Annotated in this window: 17 protein-coding genes and 2 rRNA genes; 7 read left to right on the plus strand and 12 right to left on the minus strand. The window is 36.1% G+C overall.

All coding sequences use genetic code 11. The annotated features are described in order from the left end of the window. Nucleotides 1–112: ribosomal RNA gene (locus tag L1967_RS17580) — 23S ribosomal RNA — on the plus strand; the annotation flags it as partial. Between the two features lie 149 nt (nt 113–261). After that, a 5S ribosomal RNA gene (gene rrf / locus L1967_RS17585) occupies nt 262–370 on the plus strand. 283 nt (nt 371–653) lie between these two features. Here the strand turns inward: rrf and L1967_RS17590 are convergent. From L1967_RS17590 to L1967_RS17630, 9 genes are all read right to left on the minus strand, one after another. Further along, nucleotides 654–875 carry a DUF6095 family protein gene (locus L1967_RS17590; protein ID WP_249602814.1) on the minus strand — a complete coding sequence of 74 codons (222 nt, stop codon included), beginning with the start codon at nt 873–875 and terminating at the stop codon, nt 654–656. A 78-nt stretch (nt 876–953) separates the two neighbouring features. Then, on the minus strand, nt 954–2,159 hold the full coding sequence (locus tag L1967_RS17595; RefSeq protein ID WP_249602815.1) for a multidrug effflux MFS transporter: 1,206 nt from the start codon (nt 2,157–2,159) through the stop codon (nt 954–956). Nucleotides 2,160–2,336: 177 nt separating this feature from the next. Then, on the minus strand, nt 2,337–4,559 hold the full coding sequence (locus L1967_RS17600) for an NADP-dependent isocitrate dehydrogenase (RefSeq protein ID WP_249602816.1): 2,223 nt from the start codon (nt 4,557–4,559) through the stop codon (nt 2,337–2,339). A 196-nt stretch (nt 4,560–4,755) separates the two neighbouring features. Continuing rightward, on the minus strand, nt 4,756–5,109 hold the full coding sequence (gene rplS, locus L1967_RS17605; RefSeq protein WP_013073002.1) for a 50S ribosomal protein L19: 354 nt from the start codon (nt 5,107–5,109) through the stop codon (nt 4,756–4,758). Between the two features lie 118 nt (nt 5,110–5,227). Further along, on the minus strand, nt 5,228–5,908 hold the full coding sequence (gene trmD, locus L1967_RS17610) for a tRNA (guanosine(37)-N1)-methyltransferase TrmD (protein ID WP_249602817.1): 681 nt from the start codon (nt 5,906–5,908) through the stop codon (nt 5,228–5,230). Nucleotides 5,909–5,966: 58 nt separating this feature from the next. Further along, complete coding sequence (locus L1967_RS17615) at nt 5,967–6,557, minus strand: hypothetical protein (protein WP_249602818.1); 591 nt, start codon at nt 6,555–6,557, stop codon at nt 5,967–5,969. Nucleotides 6,558–6,690: 133 nt separating this feature from the next. After that, nucleotides 6,691–7,785 (minus strand): DUF748 domain-containing protein, encoded by a 1,095-nt coding sequence (locus tag L1967_RS17620; RefSeq protein ID WP_249602819.1) that lies wholly within the window; start codon nt 7,783–7,785, stop codon nt 6,691–6,693. A 109-nt stretch (nt 7,786–7,894) separates the two neighbouring features. Further along, nucleotides 7,895–9,343 carry a glyceraldehyde-3-phosphate dehydrogenase gene (locus tag L1967_RS17625; protein WP_249602820.1) on the minus strand — a complete coding sequence of 483 codons (1,449 nt, stop codon included), beginning with the start codon at nt 9,341–9,343 and terminating at the stop codon, nt 7,895–7,897. Between the two features lie 126 nt (nt 9,344–9,469). Continuing rightward, nucleotides 9,470–10,867 (minus strand): trypsin-like peptidase domain-containing protein, encoded by a 1,398-nt coding sequence (locus L1967_RS17630; protein ID WP_249602821.1) that lies wholly within the window; start codon nt 10,865–10,867, stop codon nt 9,470–9,472. Between the two features lie 138 nt (nt 10,868–11,005). Between L1967_RS17630 and dapF the strand changes: the two genes are divergently transcribed. The 4 genes from dapF (at nt 11,006) to L1967_RS17650 (ending at nt 14,247) form a co-directional block, all read left to right on the plus strand. After that, nucleotides 11,006–11,797, plus strand: a complete 792-nt coding sequence (gene dapF, locus L1967_RS17635; RefSeq protein ID WP_249602822.1) for a diaminopimelate epimerase — start codon at nt 11,006–11,008, stop codon at nt 11,795–11,797. Further along, nucleotides 11,791–12,324 (plus strand): GNAT family N-acetyltransferase, encoded by a 534-nt coding sequence (locus tag L1967_RS17640; protein ID WP_249602823.1) that lies wholly within the window; start codon nt 11,791–11,793, stop codon nt 12,322–12,324. Before dapF ends, L1967_RS17640 begins: the two co-directional genes overlap by 7 nt. After that, nucleotides 12,314–13,357, plus strand: coding sequence for an endolytic transglycosylase MltG (gene mltG / locus L1967_RS17645; protein WP_249602824.1), 1,044 nt, complete (start codon nt 12,314–12,316; stop codon nt 13,355–13,357). Before L1967_RS17640 ends, mltG begins: the two co-directional genes overlap by 11 nt. A gap of 212 nt (nt 13,358–13,569) precedes the next feature. After that, nucleotides 13,570–14,247 (plus strand): peptidoglycan-binding protein LysM, encoded by a 678-nt coding sequence (locus L1967_RS17650; RefSeq protein ID WP_249602825.1) that lies wholly within the window; start codon nt 13,570–13,572, stop codon nt 14,245–14,247. Between the two features lie 9 nt (nt 14,248–14,256). Here the strand turns inward: L1967_RS17650 and L1967_RS17655 are convergent, their stop codons facing one another. Genes L1967_RS17655 through dnaA form a run of 3 tightly spaced genes read right to left on the minus strand, consistent with a single transcriptional unit; the run spans nt 14,257 to nt 16,934 of the window. Next, nucleotides 14,257–14,982 carry an SAM-dependent methyltransferase gene (locus L1967_RS17655; protein ID WP_249602826.1) on the minus strand — a complete coding sequence of 242 codons (726 nt, stop codon included), beginning with the start codon at nt 14,980–14,982 and terminating at the stop codon, nt 14,257–14,259. Continuing rightward, on the minus strand, nt 14,982–15,452 hold the full coding sequence (locus L1967_RS17660) for a low molecular weight protein-tyrosine-phosphatase (protein ID WP_249602827.1): 471 nt from the start codon (nt 15,450–15,452) through the stop codon (nt 14,982–14,984). The genes L1967_RS17655 and L1967_RS17660 overlap by 1 nt, the downstream gene beginning before the upstream one ends. A 54-nt stretch (nt 15,453–15,506) precedes the next feature. Beyond that, on the minus strand, nt 15,507–16,934 hold the full coding sequence (gene dnaA / locus L1967_RS17665) for a chromosomal replication initiator protein DnaA (RefSeq protein WP_228252236.1): 1,428 nt from the start codon (nt 16,932–16,934) through the stop codon (nt 15,507–15,509). A gap of 206 nt (nt 16,935–17,140) precedes the next feature. Between dnaA and L1967_RS17670 the strand changes: the two genes are divergently transcribed. Beyond that, complete coding sequence (locus L1967_RS17670; RefSeq protein WP_249602828.1) at nt 17,141–17,533, plus strand: acyl-CoA thioesterase; 393 nt, start codon at nt 17,141–17,143, stop codon at nt 17,531–17,533. Nucleotides 17,534–17,677: the final 144 nt, after the last annotated feature.

Consider the following 17,677-nt stretch of genomic DNA (forward strand, 5'->3'; position numbering starts at 1 on the left):
AAGATGAGATTTCTTTAAAGGACCGTGGGAGACGACCACGTTGATAGGCTACAGGTGTAAAGGCAGTAATGTCATAGCCGAGTAGTACTAATAATCCGTATAGCTTGATGCAACGTTCCCCATGGGGTGGATAACCTCTTGGGGACGGCCAAATGCTAATTTTTGTAGAAAGGTTTTACAGTATTTTTTATTTCTTAATCATGTCAACCTATTAGACCGCTGATCATCTATAACAGATAGGTGATGCAGTAGGTAACGACTTAAGGTGGTTATAGCGACGGGGCTCACCTCTTCCCATTCCGAACAGAGCAGTTAAGCCCGTTAGCGCAGATGGTACTACTATTTGTGGGAGAGTATGTCGCCGCCTTGCTTTTTAAAACCCTTACCAGAACTGGTAAGGGTTTTTTTCGTTTTTAGAGATTTTGGTTTTGTATAGCATCTGCTCTTTAAAACACTTCCTAAATAATTCAATAGATTATATTGGTACACTCTTTATAGCGATGTCTTATATTTAGAAGGATACTGTAAAGTATCAATGGGTCTGATAGTCATTAAAACAATATAATGAACACATAAATCAAAGCCTCTCAAATCTAATTGAGAGGCTTTTGTTATATAAGTGTTTATTTAATGTTATAGATCTTAAGCTTCGGCTAGTCGAAAATCGCTTTCATAACGATCATAATCCCGCGGAAAATAAGATAAATCGCTGAAAACATGGCTATAATGCCAAGTATTAAAATAGGAATAAATAGTGGCTTATCTTGATTTTGGAAAGAACTGGATATGATCACTGGGCCAGCGATGGCAAGTGGTAAGGATCCAGCTAAATGCTTTATACCTTTAGCTAATACTGTTCGGTTTGTATGTTTCATTGATGGAGTTTATATCGAATACTTACAATGGCAAAATTAAGGATTAGCAGCGGTTTATTTTGATATTTTTGTAAGAAACTAATGTTTGTTCTTTACACTGTATTGAAGTAATAACAGGCTGCTTATACTAAGGGAAACCAATAAAATGATTCCTAAAGGAACTATGCTGTCACTGTGGAATAAACTTACCACGAATGAAGCCAAAGCCCCTAAAATCATTTTCATACTTCCTATTAAAGCTGATGCTCTTCCTGCGCGTTTCGTAAAAGGTGTAAGGGACAATGCTGTGGTATTAGGATTCTGAAAGCCTAATAGAAATAAGATTAGAAATATAAGAATTACAATTATATAAAAGTTGGGTTGAAACGTCCCGGCGATTAAAAATAGAAGTGATAGGATCACCAAGATTATGCTATTGATAAGCGTTATTTTTAGGATGCCGAATTTTTTCAATACAAAACGGTTAATTTGACTGCCTAAAATTAATCCTCCGGCATTTATCCCAAATAGAATTCCGAATTCACTCTGACTTAAATCAAAAATGTTCATAAACAGTTTTGGGGCCGATGAGATATAAGAGAACATTGCGCCAATCGCAAAACTTCCGGCAAAGGCGAAATTCATAAATTTTGGATGAATCAGGATGCTATAGTAATTCTTCAATACACTTTTAGGTGTTAATTGAACTTTAGCATCTGGGGTGATACTTTCTGGTAAGAAACTGGAGACACTTATAAGCATTAATAATGCAAAACTTCCCATAAACAGGAATACGATAGGCCATCCATAAGATTGTATAATAAACCCACCAATTGTGGGGGCTATAATAGGTGCTCCGCCCATAATGAGCATTAAGATAGAAATTGCACCGGCAACTTCTTCTACAGGGAATATATCCCTAACAATTGCTTTAGAAGCCACCATACCGGCCGATGCTCCCAATGCAAGGAAAAACCTTGCAACAATTAGAGAGATTAAATTTGGAGCAAAATAACAGGCCAGTGCCGCGACAATATAAATGATTAAACCAATTTGGAGAGGTCGCTTTCTACCAAACTTATCCATGATAGGTCCATAGGCCATCTGGCCCAGTGAGATCCCGATAAAATAGGAGGTAAGCGTTAATCCTACTCTTGCAACAGTGATATTAAAATCTTGGGCTATATTTTCAAATCCCGGCAGGTAAGAGTCTATGGAAAATGGCCCCAGGGCAATTAACGTTCCTAAAACCAATAAAATAATATATTCCTTTTTCTTGTTTCTTTCTCCAGGGGTATAATTCATTGTGCAAATTTCGGTAAGAAAATAGTTTTTAAACCTATGAGAATAAGGTTTAACCTAAGATTAATAGATTTGATGTTTTATTTTGAACCCTTAAATCTTATGAGTGGGGTAGAATAAAAAAAAGAAAGGTCGAAATTGTACAATTTCGACCTTTCTTTTTTTATTCTTTCTAAAAAATTAATTTCCCAGAATCTTATTTAAAGTTTCACTAGGTAGCATTGCACTGCTTGTTTTTTGATCGTTCATTTTATAATATCCACCGATATCTTGAGGGGATCCCTGTGCGCCATTCAGTTCTTCAATAATTTTGGCTTCATTTGCTTCAAGTTCAGAAGCGATTTTGCCAAAATGCTCTTTTAAATCGGTATCTTTATCCTGATTAGCTAAAGCTTCAGCCCAATAAAGTGCAAGATAGAAATGACTTCCGCGGTTATCAAGTTCATTTACTTTTCTAGACGGAGATTTGCCATTTTCCAAGAACTTTTCTGTAGCCTTATCTAAAGTATCTGCTAAAAGCAAAGCTCTTTCGTTATTATACTTATTTCCTAAATGCTCTAAAGAAACAGCTAAAGCAAGAAACTCGCCTAAAGAATCCCATCTTAAATGCCCTTCTTCAACAAATTGTTGAACGTGTTTAGGGGCCGATCCGCCGGCACCGGTTTCGAAAAGTCCACCACCATTCATTAACGGTACGATAGAAAGCATTTTTGCACTGGTTCCTAATTCTAAAATTGGGAATAAATCAGTTAAATAATCTCTAAGTACGTTACCGGTTACAGAGATGGTATCTTTCCCTTCTTTTACTCTTTTTAGTGTAAATTCAGTTGCTTTTAACGGAGACATGATCTCGATCTGAAGTCCTTCGGTATCGTGTTGTGGAAGATACTTTTGTACTTTTTCAATCAATTGCGCATCATGGGCCCTCTCATTATCTAACCAGAATACAATTGGCATTCCGCTCTCTTTAGCACGAGTTACTGCTAATTTTATCCAATCCTGGATAGGAGCATCTTTTACCTGGCACATTCTCCAGATATCACCCGCTTCAACGTCGTGCTCAATTAAAGTTTCTCCTTTAAGATCTATAACTTTAACGGTACCCGCTTCTGGAATTTCAAAAGTTTTATCGTGAGAACCGTATTCTTCGGCTTTTTGAGCCATAAGCCCTACGTTAGGGACAGTTCCCATTGTCGTAGGATCAAAAGCACCATGTTCTTTACAGAAATCGATAGTTGCCTGATAAATTCCGGCGTAACTACTATCTGGGATTACCGCTTTAGTATCTTGAGTTTTATTGTTTTTATTCCACATTTGGCCAGATGTTCTAATCATTGCTGGCATAGAAGCATCGATAATTACATCACTTGGTACATGTAAGTTGGTAATTCCTTTGTCTGAATTTACCATTGCCATATCAGGGCCGTTTTCAATATCAGCCTGAATAGCATCGCTTATTTCTTTTCTTTTGTCTTCTGGTAGATTTTCGATAGCGCTTAAGATATCTCCAAGTCCGCTGTTTGGATTTCCTCCAGCTTTCTTGATATCTTCACCGTATTTTTCAAATACATCAGCAAAAAATACCTTCACGGCATGTCCAAAAATAATAGGATCTGAAACCTTCATCATGGTCGCTTTCATGTGAAGAGAGAAAAGTACACCTTTATCTTTAGCATCCTGAATTTGCTCTTTTAAGAATTTTTCTAATTGAGCAATATGCATTACTGTACCGTCGATAATTTCACCAGCAAGTAATTTTAAACCTTTTTTAAGAATGGTTTCTTCTCCAGAAGTGGAAGTAAAAACGATATCTACGCTATCATCTTCATTTAAGGTGACCGATTTTTCATTATGGTAAAAATCACCGCTATCCATAGTTGCTACATGAGATTTAGAGTCTGAACTCCATTCTCCCATTGAATGAGGATTTTTCTTTGCGAAATTCTTTACCGCTTTTGGAGCTCTACGATCTGAGTTTCCTTCTCGTAATACCGGGTTTACGGCACTACCTTTTACTTTATCGTATTTTGCTCTAATTTCTTTTTCCTCGTCTGTAGCTGGTTCGTCTGGATATTCAGGAAGTTTGTATCCTTTTTCCTGAAGTTCCTTAATAGCCGCTTTTAACTGCGGAATAGAAGCACTAATATTAGGAAGTTTAATAATATTAGCTTCCGGTTTTTTTGCCAATTCACCAAGTTCAGCAAGCGCATCAGCAACTTTTTGGTTGTCTTCTAAAAATTCAGGAAACTGAGAAAGAATACGCCCTGCAAGAGAAATATCTTTTGTTTCTAAGATTACATCTGCTGCTTTGGTATAGGTTTGTACAATTGGAAGTAATGAGTATGTGGCTAAAGCCGGAGCTTCATCTGTTTTGGTATAAAAAATCTTGGTGTTGTCTGCCATTATTCAATTTTTTTGATTTGTCAATATTCGCAAAAACCCTGCAATGACACAGGGTTTGATGCATTCGCAATATACTATTTTTTAGGCATTTTAGCTAGCGATTTGCGGCTAAAGCCTGTTAAGAAATACTAAAAATAGCGCATAAAAAAACTCCGTTTTAAACGGAGTTTTTAAATTGTATTTTAAAAAGTAAAAATTAAGCTCTTTTTGCTTCTTTAATACGAGCTTTTTTACCAGTAAGTTCTCTAAAGTAGAAAATTCTAGCTCTTCTAACGCTACCTCTTTTGTTGATTTCGATCTTTTGGATCGCAGGAAGGTTTACCGGGAAGATACGCTCTACACCTACAGTTCCACTCATTTTTCTAATAGTGAAAGTTTGTGAGCTACCTGTTCCTCTTTTTTGGATTACAACTCCACGGAAGAACTGAGTACGGGTTTTTTGACCCTCTTTAATTTCGTAATAAACAGTAATAGTATCTCCGGCTGAAAATTCAGGAAGATCTTTCTTAGTAACGAATTCGTCTTGAACGTATTTAATTAACGATTCCATAGTTAAATATTTAAGATACAAGCTAAAACAACGTTCACGGTTCTCGCCAGAGGTTATTTTAGAACGGATGCAAAATTATAAATTTTATTTTTATAATTAGATGTTTTATTAAAGAATTTTAATCTTCGTCTAAAAGATCTGGTCTAAGCTTTTGTGTGCGCTTAAAAGCTTCATTTTCACGCCATTCTTCTATTTTAGGGAAATTACCTGTAGTTAAAATTTCAGGAACTTTCCAGCCCTTATATTCAGCGGGCCTGGTGTACACTGGAGGTGCTAATAAGTTATCCTGAAACGAATCTGTTAAGGCTGAAGTCTCATTCCCCAAAACCCCAGGGATAAGCCTGATTACCGCATCACATAAAATAGCTGCACCTAATTCGCCGCCAGAAAGTACATAATCACCTACTGAAATCTCTTTGGTAATAAAATGATCACGCACGCGCTGATCTACACCTTTATAATGACCACAAAGAATGATGATGTTTTCCATCATCGATATTCTATTTGCCATTTTTTGATTTAAGGTGGCACCATCAGGTGTCATATAAATGACTTCGTCGTAATCTCTTTCAGATTTCAGCTTAGTAATGCATTTATCGATAGGCTCGATCATCATCACCATTCCTGCTCCGCCACCAAATTGATAATCGTCAATTTGTTTGTAGTTATCGGTTACATAATCCCTTAAATTATGTAGATGAATTTCTACGTGTCCTTTTTCTATAGCTCGTTTAAGGATAGAAGCTTCAAACGGACTTTTAAGAATATCAGGAACAACGGTGATAATATCTATTCGCATGGCATTTTAATTTAAGAATGCAATTTTAGGACTGCAAAGATGCGAATAATTGCACAATTTAACTGTTCATTCGGTTTACCTTATTTTTTTCATCCTGAAGAAGGCGGCCAAGACGCTGCTCCTTTTCTAGTGCTTTTTTCTTGTAGTCATCAAAATCTCTTTCTGTATCATCAAGACGTTTTTTTGCTTCTTTGGTAACTGCGTTAGAGTTTTTGAATTTATAAATAAAGAAAAGTAAGGCTAAAATAAGAATGGCAACAATTCCCCACATCATCGCCATGTAGGTTCCTTTGGTTAGAGGCATCCCTAAAAAAACGATGTTGTCTTTCTCTTCAGTAACTTTTTGAAGATTTTGCTGCGTGGTTTTTAATTCCTTTTCTAAATTAGCAATTTCTTCTTCCTGTTGGTCTGCTGTATTTTTGCCAACTGTAATCTGGTCTTTTAATTCCTGGATATAATCGTTGGTGTTGTCTCTTAGATCGATAAGATCGTCATAGTTCACCACTTTATATTCCTGATAATTGTTAGAAGACTCAATTAGTTCCTGAAATTCTTGTTGAATGGGATTTGTTTTAGAAATACTGTCCTGTGCATTACTTTTTAAAGTAAATGCGGTAAAAATTAATAGTGTAATTAGTAGCTTATTCATTTTAATAATGAAGTTTTCGTGTTTGTTAGTACCAACGTAACCTTTAAAATGTTATTTTATTGTATGGGGCTTCGTTTTTTTGGCCTGCAAATTTCTGAAGAAACTAGCTTCAAAACAACCAATATTGATTAAATTAATCTTTTCGCTTAGCGTCTTCAAAATTTATTTCTTCATTCACGCTATTTTTAAACGCATTGATCCACGCATTTTTGAAAATATTAAAAATAGTAGGAAAGAGCCCACTTTTTACATCGTTAAGATCCCCTTCCAGCGGAACTTTGGTTGCTAAAGTATCGGTACCCTGGTTTTTTAGAATAAATTTAAAAACTCCCACAAAGCCTTCCCATAACTTTTTAAATAGTCCGCCCTTATCTTCTTTTCCAAGAAGTTTAGTGTTAATAAACATTGGTTTAATATACCCTTTTAAATACGCATCATTTATGGCAATTTCGCTATAGAGCTCAAAAGTTCCACTTTCAAAATCAACACCGGCATAGCGGCGTGTAAGATCATTAATTCCGGTAGCATTTGCCTTTTGTAAAGAGAAATCAAGATCCATATCGGGTATTTCTTTTAATAAGTTCATGTTTCCGTTAAGTTTTACATTGCCGTCACCAATAGAAACTGCTGTGGCCTGAATGTTTGAGGGCAATTGCTCTTTGGTGTTTATTACATTGCTAAGATTGGTGGCTTTGAGGTCTATTTTTTGCATAAACATATCGATCTGAGGATCAGACGAAAGTTGAACAAAGTTTGCCGTACCATTGTAAATCTGAAGGTGATTAATATCAATAGGCACCAGATCGGTTAAAGCTTTTGTCCAATCTTCTGTATCTGGATTTTCTACTGAAGTGGTATCCTGCTGATCTTCGAAAATGTAGTTAAATTGAGGATGATGCATCTCAATTTCACTTACCACTTTCCCTTTTAAAAGGGATTTCCATTCTATTGAAATGTCTGTTTTTGGAAAATCGAGTAGTGGAGTTTCAGTTTCTGCATTTTCTTTTATTAAAACTAAAGAATCTATGGTGTAAGCACCTCGCCATAATGCCAGATCAATATCTTCTACATGGCCACGATAACCAGGGATGTTATTCAACGTTTTGTTTACATAATTTTTAACGATAAGTGGCAGGAATAGACGAAAAATAATAAGCGCTCCTATAATTGTTACCGGAACGATATAGCGTTTCTTTTTAAGATGTCGTCTTTTTCTTTTAGAATTCATGCCTCATTTTTTACAAAATTGCATAAAGCCCTTAAATCAACGGGTTAAGTTTATCACAAAAAAAGATACCCGCCATTGGCGGGTATCGGGGATTGGAAAAAATACAGGTTTAGTAGTAAGTATATCGCCTAACTTTTGCAATATACTTCGCTAGCCTGATTACCTGGTGGCTATAGCCATACTCGTTATCGTACCATACATATAACACGATGTTTTTTCCGTGATTGGCAACAATAGTTGCTTTACTGTCATAAATAGCGGGAGCTGAAGAACCAATAATGTCTGATGATACCAGCTCGTTATCTATAGAAAACTTAATTTGCTCCACCAAATCACCTTCCAGTGCATATTTTTTTAAGATAGAATTTACGCCTTCGACAGAGGTTTCATTTTCTACTTCTAAATGTAGAATAGCTAAAGAGCCGTTAGGAACAGGAACACGTATGGCATTAGAAGTTAATTTTCCTGCTAATTGCGGGAGACATTTTGCCACTGCTTTACCGGCGCCGGTTTCCGTAATGACCATATTTAAACTGGCTGCTCTGCCACGGCGATATTTACTATGCATATTATCAACCAGATTTTGATCGTTGGTATAGGCATGAATGGTTTCCAAATGCCCGTTAACAATCCCCAGGGATTCGTCTATAGCTTTTAGAACCGGAGTGATCGCGTTTGTGGTACAGCTGGCAGCGGAATAAATATGATGTTCCTCTGGCTTAAATAACGTGTGGTTTGCCCCGTGGACGATATTCGGAATTCCCTTTCCCGGCGCGGTAAGCAAAATTTTTGTAGCTCCTTTTGATTTTAAATGTCTTTGTAGTGCTTCTTTATCTCTAAAAGCACCAGTATTGTCAATAATTAAAGCATCACTGATTCCAAATTTTGTGTAATCGATATCCTCGGGTTTAGAGGCGCTAATTACATGCACGGTGGTATCATTAATAATTAATGCCGATTTTTCAAGATTATAAGAAACTGTTCCGGCAAATTCACCATGAACAGAATCATTCATTAAAAGAGATGCTCTTTTGGCTAAGACTTCTTCAGAAATTGTGTCCCTGGTAACGATTGCTCGTAGCCTAAGCTGGTTGCCTTTTCCGGTTTTAGTCATTAATTCCCGTGCAACCAATCGGCCAATTCTTCCAAAGCCATATAGCACCACATCTTTAGGAGTTACTGCTTCTACTTCTTTGGCTCCTTTTAATTTTTCTGATACAAAAGCCATAGCATTTGTATACTCTTCGTCTTCTAAATGATACTCGTAAGTAAGTTTCCCTATATCTAATTTGGCAGGAGGAAGATCAAGGTCTTTAATCGCTTTGGTAATTTCAACCGAATCGAAGATAGAGATTGGTTTTTGTACAAAAGCACCTGCATATTCATGAAGGTTTAAAATGTCGCTCACATTTTTGTTGATAAGCTGATTTCTAAAAAGGACGAGCTCGATAGATTTATCATACCATAAGTCACTTACGATATTAATAAATTCTACGGTGGCGCGTCTTCGATCTGCCTGAAATGCAAGTTCTCTTTCGTAAACTTTATTTAAGCTCATTTTGTTTAAATGTGTGATTAAATTTAATACAAAAGTATGGATTTCAAACGTTTTCGTAAAACAATTAAGATATAAAAAAACTCCTGTAAACACAGGAGTTTTAAGTGTATTTTTAACTTTTATTTGTTATCTAAAGATTACACGTTGTTTTTGACCGGTTTTATCGATAAAAGTCATAGTTATGCCTTGTCCTCTTTCTAGAGATTTAAAAGCTTCCTCTGCATCCCGAATATCATAGATTTTCTCACCGTTAATTTCAGTAATAATTGCTCCCAAAAATTCTTCTTCAGGATATTGATCACTCAATGTTTTACTGATTTTTACACCATTTTCGGTTTGATAGAATTTCAATTCGTCTTTAGTGGCATTGGTTACTTCTAAACCAATTGGGAGCTGTGTAACACTAAGCTTGGTTAATTTTACGGCAATTTCTTTTTCAACGCCATCTCTTAATACCGTTACATTTACGGTATCATTTGGTCGTTTAGTGTTGATGTAACCGGTAAGATCTGAGAATTTGTTAACGTTAGTATTATCAATTTTTCTAATTACATCTTTCGCTTTGATTCCCGCTTTTTCAGCACCGCTTCCAGAAGTTACTTCACTTACATAAACTCCTTGTGAGGTTCCATATTCTTCAATAAGCTCTGGAGTTCTGTTAAAGTCACTTCCTCTAATACCAAGAATTCCCTGTTGGATATCTCCATATTCCATAATATCCTCAACGATTTTTCTGGCGTTGTTAGAAGGTACAGCAAAAGCATAACCAACATAACTACCGGTCATCGAGGTGATCGCAGTGTTAATTCCTATTAATTCACCATTAATATTTACAAGTGCACCACCACTGTTTCCAGGATTTATCGCAGCATCGGTCTGGATAAATGATTGTCCTGTCGCGTTGGGATTTAAGTTTCTGGATTTTGCACTTACGATACCAGCGGTAACGGTAGATTTTAAGTTAAAAGGGTTACCAACAGCCAATACCCATTCCCCAACTTTTACATTATTGGAGTTTCCAAAAGGGATATATTCCAGTTCTTCTTCAGGTTCAACTTTAATTAATGCAATATCCGAAATGGCATCGGCACCTATAACTTTCGCCTTATACGTTTTGTTATTATTTAAGGTAACTTCTAATTCGTTAGCACCATCAATTACGTGATTGTTGGTCACAATATAGCCATCTGGAGTGATAATGACACCAGATCCGGTTCCACGTAAGGCTTTGCTGGACTCGGTTCTTCCCTGCATTACATCTGCCCAGCTTCTTGGGCCATTGTATACCGCTACATTTTTAACATGCACGACCGCATGAACTGTTTTCTCTGCGGCTGCCGTAAAATCTACATTGGTACCGTACGTTCGATTGGCATCGTAATTTGCTTGAATAAGGCTTTGGGTAGCATCTTGCTTTTCTTGCAAGAAGGAAACATTTTCTTCTTCAAAAAACAGCTTGTAGCTACCTAATGTTAATGCTCCACCAAGGATGGAAACAATAAGTAAACTTGCTAATTTTCTCATCTTCTTCTCAAAAATTTTATTTATTAAACTTTTAATTTATACTAATTAGATTCTATTTTCCTGTTTGTCAGCTAATAGTTAAAAACGTAGAAGTCAGTTCTAAAATTGTATATTTGAGCCGTTAAAATCTGCTAAAATATGAGACTTCAGTTTTTCAAATATCAGGGGACAGGAAACGATTTTGTAATGATCGATAATCGTAATAACATAGTATCCAAAAACGATACCAAATTGATCAACAGACTTTGTGACCGCAAATTTGGCATAGGAGCAGATGGATTGATCCTTTTAGAGCATCCCGATGCTGAAGGTGATGATTTTAAAATGGTGTATTTTAATGCAGATGGTAATGAAAGTACTATGTGCGGTAATGGTGGGCGATGCCTGGTAGCTTTTGCCAAAATGTTGGGAATTATTGAAACCGAAGCGAACTTTACCGCTATTGATGGACCTCATAAAGCTTCTATCGATAAAAACGATATCGTGAATTTACAGATGCAAAATGTATCTGATATTTACCAATCTGGAAACATTGCTTTTTTAGATACCGGATCACCACATCACATAGTTTTTACAGATAACGTAAACGAGCTTGATGTAAAAGAAGAAGGTGCTGCTATACGATATTCTACCGATTATAAGGAAAAAGGAACGAACGTAAATTTTGTAGAAAAGACAGAAGCAGAGGATACTTTTATCGTTAGAACTTACGAGCGGGGAGTAGAAGATGAAACCTTAGCTTGCGGTACTGGTGTTACTGCTGTGGCTATTGCGGCACATCATAGTAATCGTACTAAAGCCAGTGAGGTGAAATTGCAGGTTCCGGGAGGGAGTTTATCGGTAAGTTTTAAAGCTGATGGGAATAATTATCAAGATGTTTGGCTTAAAGGCCCTGCGAAACTTGTTTTTAAAGGCGAGATAGCATGTTAACACTAAAGGGAGAAAAATTATATCTGCGAGCATTAGAGCCTGAAGATCTCGAATTTCTGCACGAGTTAGAAAATAATGAAGAATTTTGGGAAGTAAGTGCGACACAGGCTCCTTTTTCAAAATTTCTATTGAAGAAATATCTGGAAAATTCGCATCTGGATATTTATGAAATAAAACAATTACGCCTGGTTATTTGTAATTTAAAAGATCAGCCTATTGGTTTGATCGATATTTTTGATTTTGAACCAAAAGATCGAAGAGCGGCGATAGGAATTCTTATTGCAAACCCAGAAGAACGCCAAAAAGGCTTTGGAGCTGAAAGTTTATCACTGGTTTGTAAATATTGCTTTAAGCATATGGGATTGCATCAGGTTTATGCCAATATTACGGCAGATAACGAGCGTAGCCTGCGCTTATTCGAAAATCGCGGATTCACACAGGCGGGGTTAAAAAAGGAATGGACGTTTGTAAATGGTCGTTTTAAAGACGAATATTTATATCAACTAATTAATAAGAATGTACATTAAAAAAATAGTAGTAGCCATCGCAGTTTTAGGATTGGTGGCCGTAGGCGGATTTAGTTATTATATCTATCAAACGATATTTGGAATAAACACTGCTTTTTCTTCAAACGAAAAAGTGGTTTTAATTCCAACCAATTCAGATTACTTAGCTGTAATTGATAGTTTGAAGCCACTCATTAAAGACATCAATAGTTTTAATATTGTGGCTGAAAAAAAGCAATATCCTAATAATATAAAAGCAGGAAGGTTTATTCTTAAAAAAGGAATGAACAACAACGAAATTATTAATGTGCTGCGCAGTAAAAATGCGCCTGTAAACGTAACTTTTAATAATCAGGAGCGTATTGAGGATTTAGCAGGACGTGTGGCTACGCAAATTGAAGCAGACAGTCTTAGTTTATTAGAGGCCATGCAGAGTAAGGATTTTCTTGCTGAAAATAATTTTGATGAGGCTACTGCTTTAGGGATGTATATTCCTAATAAATATGAGTTCTTCTGGAATACCTCGGCTGAAGAGTTTAGAGATCGGATGAAGAAAGAATACGATCGTTTTTGGACGAGCAATAGATTAGAAAGGGCCAAAGAGATTGGTTTAACACCAGCGCAGGTAATTACTATAGCTTCTATTGTTCAGAAAGAAACTGCAAAGGTAGACGAACGTCCAAGAGTAGCCGGAGTGTATATGAATAGGTATAAAAATGGTTGGAAACTTGATGCCGATCCTACGGTGATTTATGCCATCAAACAGAAAACACAAAATTTTGATACAATTATAAAAAGAGTTCTTTATAAGGATTTAGAACTGGATTCCCCTTATAATACCTATAAATATGCTGCCATTCCGCCCGGGCCAATCAGTATGCCCGATATTTCTTCTATTGAAGCAGTATTAAATTATGAGGATCATGATTACTTCTATTTTGTAGCCAATGTTGAAAATTTTGGTTATCACAAATTCGCTAAAACCCTTGCCCAGCACAACCGTAACAAGCAGGAATATGTTCGCTGGATTAATAAAAAGGGGATAAAGAGATAGAAAAAGACTAAAACAGGGAAATCGTAATTACTTGATTGTCTTAATGTTACTATTTTTGTGGAGTAGTGGGATGCTTTACGAAAGGTTTAACAGTCTGTTATTCAGATTATTAAAAATTGTTGTACATTTGCATCCGCAAATTTGAAGAGAAATCAATTCTATAAAAATAGGAATAAATATTGATTTAACAAACTCTTCAGAAAAAAAATGTAATGAGTAAGAAAATTGTTAAACTTTCCTGGCTGCCAGTACTTGCTGGATCGGTATTTTTTAGTTTTAGCACAAAGAAAGCAGCAGATTTAGAGATTGAAGGTTTTACTACTCCAAATCTTGAATTAGATTATACGGTATCTCCAGAAACGGTACCGTTAAAAGCTACAGAGGTGCCTTTAAAAGCGCTTCCAAGGTTAGGGAAGTCGTACATTGGGTTTAAAGAGGCTATTGGCTTTAAAGAATCCGGTGGAGACTACAAGAGCATTAATGAGTATGGATACATGGGGAAATACCAGTTTGGTAAAGGAACCCTTAATTTATTAGGGGTATACAACACACAAGAATTCCTTAATAATCCAGAACTCCAGGAGGCCACTTTTTATACCAATGCTTCTCGTAACAAATGGATCTTGATTCGTGATATTAAACGTTTTGTGGGTAAAACCATAAATGGCGTGGAAGTTACAGAATCTGGAATACTGGCAGCTGCGCATCTTGCAGGGCCTGGTAGTGTGAAAAAATATTTAAGAAGCTACGGAGCACAAATGTTTAACGATGCATTTGGAACCAGTATTAAATATTATATGAAACGTTTTGCAGGTTATGATACATCATTCATTAAACCCGTTAAAAATCCAAGAGTAGATTTTTCAAAAATAAACGCTGTTAATTCCTAATTTTAAGAATCAGTCTTTTTGAATGACAAAAATGGTAGGTCTTTTATGAAGGTCTACCTTTTTTTGTTTCCATTCATTTATAGATAGTGTAAGGATAAACTCTGTGGGTAGTGTAAGATCGCATGCAATACATAAACGTGTTGTTGGATGTAAGACTTGGATAAGATCCTCTAAAAGTTTGTTATTGCGATACGGAGTTTCAATAAAAACCTGAGCCATTTTTTTTTCAGAAGAAATACGCTCAAGGGTTTTTAACTCCTGTTTCTTTTCTTTTTTATCGATAGGTAAATAGCCATTAAAACTAAATGCCTGGCCGTTCATGCCGCTACCCATCATGGCGAGTAAAATAGAGGATGGACCAACCAAGGGCACGACCTGAATTCCATTTTGATGCGCTAATTTTACAATTTCAGCACCGGGATCGGCAACACCAGGTACACCAGCTTCACTAATAAGACCAACATCAAGGCCTTCTTTGCAGGCGTCCAGAAAGTTTGGGATTTCGGTAACTTCAGTAAATTTATTTAGGGTTTTAAACTTTAAAATTTGTTGTTTTTTCTGCGGAACAAGTTTTTTTATCGCTCTACGGGCGGTTTTTTCATTTTCAGCAATGTAATGGTCTATTCGCTCTACGTGTTTTTTTACCGTTAATGGCAAAACATCTATTGGATTAGATTCGCCAAGCGTTGTTGGAATTAAATATAGTTTTCCAGAAAATGAAAAGTGCTTTGCCATTAGTATGTTCCGTTTTTTAATTTTTCTACAATTTTTGCCGTAGCTTCATCCAACATTTGGTATACGTTTTCGAAGCCCTGATCACCACCATAATAAGGATCGGGAACATCTACATTTTCACCAGGGAAAATCTCGTTTAAAATAAGCTTTATTTTTTCTTTTTCCGCTTCAGATTCAGCTAGAGCAAGCGCATCACGATAATTAGAATTATCCATCACAAAAATATGGTCAAAATCTTTTAAATCCTGCCTGGTAAGCTGTCGGCCACGTTGGTCGGTAATATCAAGACCGTGTTTCCTCGCGGTAGCAATAGATCTTCGATCGGGTAGATCGTTAATATGATAGTTGCTGGTTCCGGCAGAGTCTACATAAACTTCGTTAGTGTTTACTTTTGCTTTTAAAACTCCTTCAGCAAGAGGGGATCGGCAAATATTGCCAAGGCAAACCATTAGGATTCTTTTCTTTTCCATAGTTTAGCAGCTATTTTAAAGTAAAAAAGCTCTTTAAAAAGAGCTTTTTGAAACTTAAATCGTTAATTTTTTATTGAGATCCTCTACAAATTTCTTGAATTGCTTATCTGTAGAAGCAAGATTATCTACTGTTTTGCAAGCGTGTAATACCGTGGCGTGATCACGACTTCCTATTTGTGAGCCAATACTCGCTAAAGAAGCTTTGGTGAACTTTTTGGCAAAGAACATTGCCAATTGCCTGGCCTGTACAATATGGCGCTTTCTGGTTTTAGATTGTAAGGTCTCTACATCCATCTGAAAGTAATCACTTACTACTTTTTGAATGTAATCGATGCTTACTTCCCGCTTGGTATTTTTAACGTAATTATCTACGATTTTTTTAGCAAGCTCTAAGGTGACATCCTTTTTATTGAAAGAAGAGTGAGCGATCAAAGAAATAATGGCTCCTTCTAATTCACGAATATTCGCTTTAATATTATTCGCTAAAAACTCCACAATCTCTTCCGGCATTTCTACACCATCGCGATAAAGTTTGTTTTTAATAATAGAAACGCGGGTTTCAAAATCAGGGTGCTGCAATTCAGCTGAAAGTCCCCATTTAAATCGAGAAAGTAAACGTTGCTCGATATCCTGCATATCCACTGGAGCTTTATCACTGGTAAGGATTACCTGCTTTCCGTTTTGATGCAGGTGGTTAAAGATGTGGAAAAATACATCCTGAGTTCCTGCTTTACCCGATAATAATTGAATATCATCTACAATTAAAACATCAATAATCTGGTAAAAGTGAATAAAGTCGTTTCTATTGTTCTTTTTAACAGATTCGATATACTGCTGTGTAAATTTTTCCGCAGAAATGTAAAGCACCGTTTTCTCTGGATATTTGTCTTTAATTTCTACCCCGATGGCATGAGCCAAATGTGTTTTTCCAAGACCAACGCCTCCAAAAATAAGAAGCGGATTAAAAGACGTTCCTCCCGGTTTATTCGCAACGGCCAAACCAGCAGATCGTGCTAATCGGTTGGAGTCACCTTCAAGAAAATTCTCGAAGTTATAACTTGGGTTTAATTGCGATTCAATCTTTACATTTCTAATGCCCGGGATCACAAAAGGATTCTTTAATTCCGGGTTTTTATTCTTCACAGGAACATCTACCTCCTGAGAAGTCATATTAGCTCGTTGTGTACTAGGAATTTTTTCGGTAAAAGGTAATTTATTACCGTAGGTGTTTTCCATTTTTATAACGTACACCAATTTTGCTTTTTCTCCTAGTTCTCTAGTTAAACTAACTTTTAAAAGTTTAACATAGTGTTCTTCCAACCACTCGTAGAAAAACTTAGACGGTACCTGTATGCTTAATGCACAATCGGTAAGCTTTACTGCTTGTATTGGCTCGAACCAGGTTTTATAAGCCTGTGGCGAAATGTTATCTTTTATAAAAGCTAGACAGCTATTCCAAACTGATTGCGCAGTTTTCGACATGCTACGTGTGACGTTATTTGTTTGTTATTAGATTGTTTGATTTACTCCTGATAAGAGTGCTCCTTTCCAAAAGAAGGGCAACAAAGATGTGAACAAAATATGTAAAAAAAAAACTGTTTGGGTATTGAATTTTTGGAATATTTTATTCATACTTATAATGACTCAAATCTCAAAATTTATTTTAGTTCAAGTTTTAAAATCCGACAATGAAAGACCATTTATCTATACTAAAAGTACGATATGCAGAAACAGACCAAATGGGTGTTGTGCATCACGGTAATTATGCTCAGTATCTGGAAATTGCACGAATTGACTGGCTTGAAAAAATTGGTATTTCCTATAAAAGTATGGAAAAAAACGGTATTATGCTACCAGTTTATGAAATGAATTTTAAGTTTAAGAAATCGGCTTTTTTTGACGATCAATTAAAGATCCTTACCAGTCTTAGACAGACGCCCGATGTAAAAATAATTTTTGATTATAAAATTTATAATCAGGACGACGAATTGTTAACAACTGCCACCACCGTTTTAGTGTTTATGGATGCCCAAACAAGACGCCCAATTCGATGTCCAAAATATGTGTTGGAGAAGCTTTAAATTAGCTCGTTTTGCTGTTAGGAATTAGATAATTTGACGATGTGTTAATTCGACAATTTGAAAATGAATTAATGTAGTTTTTGAAATGTCATTTGGACATTGTGTTAAATTAGAAATTGAGAAATAAAGAAGAGAATAAGGACT

The organism is Zunongwangia pacifica, assembly GCF_023499215.1.
Classification (GTDB): Bacteria; Bacteroidota; Bacteroidia; order Flavobacteriales; family Flavobacteriaceae; genus Zunongwangia; species Zunongwangia pacifica.

What these genes read in the sequence shown, in the direction of transcription:
- L1967_RS17590 (WP_249602814.1), bottom strand. Translation starts at nt 875, where the DNA reads ATGAAACATACAAACCGAACAGTATTAGCTAAAGGTATAAAGCATTTA.
- L1967_RS17595 (WP_249602815.1), bottom strand. Translation starts at nt 2,159, where the DNA reads ATGAATTATACCCCTGGAGAAAGAAACAAGAAAAAGGAATATATTATT.
- L1967_RS17600 (WP_249602816.1), bottom strand. Translation starts at nt 4,559, where the DNA reads ATGGCAGACAACACCAAGATTTTTTATACCAAAACAGATGAAGCTCCG.
- rplS (WP_013073002.1), bottom strand. Translation starts at nt 5,109, where the DNA reads ATGGAATCGTTAATTAAATACGTTCAAGACGAATTCGTTACTAAGAAA.
- trmD (WP_249602817.1), bottom strand. Translation starts at nt 5,908, where the DNA reads ATGCGAATAGATATTATCACCGTTGTTCCTGATATTCTTAAAAGTCCG.
- L1967_RS17615 (WP_249602818.1), bottom strand. Translation starts at nt 6,557, where the DNA reads ATGAATAAGCTACTAATTACACTATTAATTTTTACCGCATTTACTTTA.
- L1967_RS17620 (WP_249602819.1), bottom strand. Translation starts at nt 7,785, where the DNA reads ATGAATTCTAAAAGAAAAAGACGACATCTTAAAAAGAAACGCTATATC.
- L1967_RS17625 (WP_249602820.1), bottom strand. Translation starts at nt 9,343, where the DNA reads ATGAGCTTAAATAAAGTTTACGAAAGAGAACTTGCATTTCAGGCAGAT.
- L1967_RS17630 (WP_249602821.1), bottom strand. Translation starts at nt 10,867, where the DNA reads ATGAGAAAATTAGCAAGTTTACTTATTGTTTCCATCCTTGGTGGAGCA.
- dapF (WP_249602822.1), top strand. Translation starts at nt 11,006, where the DNA reads ATGAGACTTCAGTTTTTCAAATATCAGGGGACAGGAAACGATTTTGTA.
- L1967_RS17640 (WP_249602823.1), top strand. Translation starts at nt 11,791, where the DNA reads ATGTTAACACTAAAGGGAGAAAAATTATATCTGCGAGCATTAGAGCCT.
- mltG (WP_249602824.1), top strand. Translation starts at nt 12,314, where the DNA reads ATGTACATTAAAAAAATAGTAGTAGCCATCGCAGTTTTAGGATTGGTG.
- L1967_RS17650 (WP_249602825.1), top strand. Translation starts at nt 13,570, where the DNA reads ATGAGTAAGAAAATTGTTAAACTTTCCTGGCTGCCAGTACTTGCTGGA.
- L1967_RS17655 (WP_249602826.1), bottom strand. Translation starts at nt 14,982, where the DNA reads ATGGCAAAGCACTTTTCATTTTCTGGAAAACTATATTTAATTCCAACA.
- L1967_RS17660 (WP_249602827.1), bottom strand. Translation starts at nt 15,452, where the DNA reads ATGGAAAAGAAAAGAATCCTAATGGTTTGCCTTGGCAATATTTGCCGA.
- dnaA (WP_228252236.1), bottom strand. Translation starts at nt 16,934, where the DNA reads ATGTCGAAAACTGCGCAATCAGTTTGGAATAGCTGTCTAGCTTTTATA.
- L1967_RS17670 (WP_249602828.1), top strand. Translation starts at nt 17,141, where the DNA reads ATGAAAGACCATTTATCTATACTAAAAGTACGATATGCAGAAACAGAC.